Source organism: Aerococcus sp. L_32 (assembly GCF_050689315.1).
In genome coordinates, this window is the sequence record NZ_JBOEQF010000204.1 from 1 (window position 1) to 3789 (window position 3789).

The window sequence follows — 3789 nt, forward strand, 5'->3', positions numbered from 1 at the left end:
TTACAACTCTAAGTCAGTATTCAAGTCACTATTCGCTTCAAATCCATTCGACAACAAGTGGTTAAACATCGCAGTATTAGCTTCAACAGTATTGATGTTAATTACTGTATTCGTACCTGGTCTAAACGACGCCTTCGGTACTGTTCACTTGTTAGGTGACCCAATGGCTATGGAAATGTGGACTGTAGTTCTATTAGCTGCTGCTTCTGTAGTACTTTACGTAGAAATCGGTAAATTTATTATCCGTGCTACTGGTTGGGATGAAAAATTTGATGCGGGGTCAGAATTAAACAAATAATTAATTAGATTTCGATACCATAATCATAACTAGTGATAGTTACAAAGGAGCTGTGAACTTCGTTCTCAGCTCTTTTCTTATACCCAAAATTTTGTCACCTAATCTTCCTATCCTTGCATCTTTTTCTTGTTTACCCCTCTTGTTCTTGCTAATATTAAAATACAAATAAATTTATTCTATTCTCTAAATTGAGGCGGTTTTTAATGGGTATAACAATCAATAGACAAGTACATCGTTTTATAGATCTATTCTTCGGGAAAACAGAAATCAAACCTTTGTTTTTCTATACAGTTGCCACAGTATTTATCCTTTTTGGGCTAAGTGTCCAAGCCCCAAATTCGCTGATTACGGGCTATTGGACCATCCTTTTGTCGCCAAGTAATCTTATCACTGACTACTTTGAAGTAGGCGGTATTGGGGCAACCTTTGTTAATGTGGGGACCTTAACTTTGGCCAATACTTTTTTTGTCCACCGGACTGCGCCTAAAATTACTGGGCCAATCTTAGCAGCGGTATTAACGGTTATGGGATTTTCTTTCTTCGGAAAGAACCTCTACAATTCAATACCCTTCCTAATCGGCACCTACCTTTACAGTAAATATTCAGATACACCGATTGCCAACTTACTTTTAGGTGCTCTTTTTTCATCTGCCTTAAGCCCTGTGGTTTCATTAATCACTTTCGGCCAAGGCTTACCTATTTATGTGGGGATGCCTATTGGGATTTTAGCTGGAGTGGTGATTGGATTTGTCATCCATCCTGTTTCAGCGTCATTCTTACGGTTCCATCAGGGGTTCAACTTGTACAATATTGGCTTCACCGCTGGGGTTATTGGGCTGATTATTACGTCCATCATGCGGGTGTTTGAACTTCCAGTGACTTATGATATCCAACCCAAGCAATTTTCTAGTCCTATTGTTACCTGGTTTTTCATCATTTTCTCACTTATCCTATTTTTAGCTGGATTCGTTCTGAATGATTACTCATTTAAAGGCTTCACGAAAATACGACGGTCCTCTGGGCAACTAATTTCGGATTTTGTGATTGAATTTGGTACCTCGATTACCCTGATGAATATGGGGATTCTTGGCGGGATTACCATTGCCTATGTCCACGTTGTCGGCGGTCAGTTGGAGGGGGCTGTTGTAGGGGGCGTGTTGACTGTTATAGGCTTTGCAGCTTTTGGTAAGCACCCTTTCAATGTAATACCGATTATGGCGGGGATTTACTTGATGCAAATTGCCATGCATATCGACAATCCGAATTCTACGAGCGCATTACTTGCAGCCCTATTCGGTACCACCCTAGCGCCAATTGCCGGACATTACGGTTGGGGCGCGGGCTTAATTGCTGGTGCCCTACACGCTGCTGTTGTCAATAATACGGGTCATGCCCATGCCGGGTTAAACCTTTATAATAATGGCTTTTCTGGCGGGTTTGTCGCTGCCTTTTTAATCCCTATTCTAGATGTCATTAAGGAGAGAATTGAAGAACATGAGAGAATACGCAAAAGTTAACCGAATAGTGTCGGAATTCATGAACCTGTTTGATGAATATAATATTAACAAATATCAGATGGATCTATGTATCGCGACAGATAAACAATCCACTTCAGTGATTAAGTTCGATGGCAAAAAAGCTGACCTACCCCAATCATTCATCGACCAGCTAGATGATTTGAATGCGAGAAGACAGCCTGAAATTGAATATTATTACGAAGACTTACTAGGTATTCGAAACGATACTTTTAATACAGAAATCTTAGCGGCAGCCATCGACTACGTTACCTTTGACGTAACTGAGACCGGCTTTCTAATCTATATAGAGCGCGTATATCACTAAAAAATTAAATCAAGGAAAATGAATATATTTGCATCTATATTTATTTACATCCATACGAAAAGCGTCCATTAGGATTTTTGATCCCCGATGGACGCTTTTTTTGTATGCTATTAAATTTAGCGCATGGTGACGAATTCTTCTGCGCCTGTTGGATGGATGGCAATTGTTTGGTCGAATTGTTTCTTGGTTAATCCTAAACGAACACCAACCGCAAAACCTTGCATCATTTCTTCTACAGCATAACCAATCCCATGAACACCAACAACCACTTCATCGTCGCCTTGGGTAATCAATTTAAACCGTGCTGGTTGTCGATTTTCTGAAACTGCTGAATACATTGGCGTGAAGTTTGAAGTATACACTTTCACCTTGTCCGCACCAAATTTTTCTTTAGCTGCCTCTTCTGAATAACCAATCGCCCCGATTGCTGGATGGGTAAAGATGACAGTTGGTACTGTGTCATAGTCTAATAAGTACGGGTCAGCACCATTAAAAATGGTATCCGATAAGGTTCTACCCGCCATAATGGCTACCGGTGTTAATTCAACTTTACCTATAACGTCACCAAAGGCATATAAGCCTTCCACATTGGTATTATGGTAGTCATCCACTTTGATGTGGCCTGATTTTGTTAATTTAACATCTGTATTTTCCAAACCGATATTATCTGTATTTGGTGTACGTCCGATGGCGTAAATCACTTTTTCAGCGTCAGCATGTTGGCCATTTTTAAAGTTTACGCGAAGTGAACCATCAGCTAATTGTTCAATGGATTCAGGATCGCTTTCAGTCAGCAATTCAATGCCCGTTTTCTTCATTTCATCAACTAAGACTTCGATAATTGCTTGATCGTATCCTCTTAAAGGACGGTCATGTCGAACAGCTTGGCTTGTTTTGACACCTAGGCCATTTAATACGCCCGCAAATTCGGTTGCCACATAACCTGCACCAATGATTAAGACGCTTTCTGGTAAAGTTTCCCATTCGAAAAAGTCGTCAGAAGTATCTACTAAATCAATACCCGGTAGGTCAATTAAACGTGGACGGCCACCTGGAACGATGGCGATATGTGGCGCTGTATATTGAACGCCGTCAACCTCTACTATGTGGTTGTCGATAAATTTCGCTTCACCCGCTAAATAATGGGTCCCACGAGATTTAAAACCAGATGCATAACCACCGTGAATGCGGTCAATATAAGCATCTCTATTGGCTTTTAATACAGGGTAGTCAACTGGACCTTCTTCAGTGAAGTTTAGGCCATATGCAGAACCGTACTCGTTGATCTGGTCTCTGAGCATCGTGCCATGCCAAGAAATCTTCTTAGGTACACAACCTCTATTTACACAGGTACCGCCAACATCTCTTTTCTCGATAATTAAAGCTTTAGCCCCATATTCAGCGGCACGGTTTGCTGATGCGATACCAGCACTCCCACCGCCGATACTTATATAATCATATCTTTCCATTCATCCCACTCTTTTCCAAAAATTTGTTTTTTCTTACGTTCTTCAGCTTCTTTAGCTTGTCGTTTTAAAAAGATTTTTCTCGCTTGATTGGTTTCAATCACAATATCTTTCGTAAAATCGTCCACTTCATTTATTATTTCGTCAGTAGACGGCTCTATTGTCGTTGCTTGGATCGGCTCT

General features: G+C 40.6%; 4 protein-coding genes and 1 pseudogene. 3 read left to right on the forward strand and 2 right to left on the reverse strand.

The features are described from left to right. The 3 genes from ACRCJ0_RS10405 to ACRCJ0_RS10415 form a co-directional block, all read left to right on the forward strand. Nucleotides 1-298, forward strand: a 298-nt coding sequence (locus tag ACRCJ0_RS10405; RefSeq protein ID WP_431390393.1) for a cation transporting ATPase C-terminal domain-containing protein, incomplete at its 5' end; no start/stop codon positions are given. 203 nt (nt 299-501) lie between these two features. Beyond that, on the forward strand, nt 502-1815 hold the full coding sequence (locus ACRCJ0_RS10410; RefSeq protein WP_431390394.1) for a DUF1576 domain-containing protein: 1314 nt from the start codon (nt 502-504) through the stop codon (nt 1813-1815). After that, nucleotides 1793-2140, forward strand: a complete 348-nt coding sequence (locus ACRCJ0_RS10415; protein WP_016897042.1) for a hypothetical protein — start codon at nt 1793-1795, stop codon at nt 2138-2140. The genes ACRCJ0_RS10410 and ACRCJ0_RS10415 overlap by 23 nt, the downstream gene beginning before the upstream one ends. A 116-nt stretch (nt 2141-2256) precedes the next feature. Here the strand turns inward: ACRCJ0_RS10415 and gorA are convergent, their stop codons facing one another. Beyond that, a complete protein-coding gene (gorA, locus tag ACRCJ0_RS10420) occupies nt 2257-3609 on the reverse strand; it encodes a glutathione-disulfide reductase (RefSeq protein WP_431390395.1) in 1353 nt (450 codons plus the stop codon). Then, nucleotides 3588-3789 (reverse strand): annotated as a pseudogene (locus ACRCJ0_RS10425) (dihydrolipoamide dehydrogenase); the annotation flags it as partial. The pseudogene ACRCJ0_RS10425 and the gene gorA, both read right to left, overlap by 22 nt.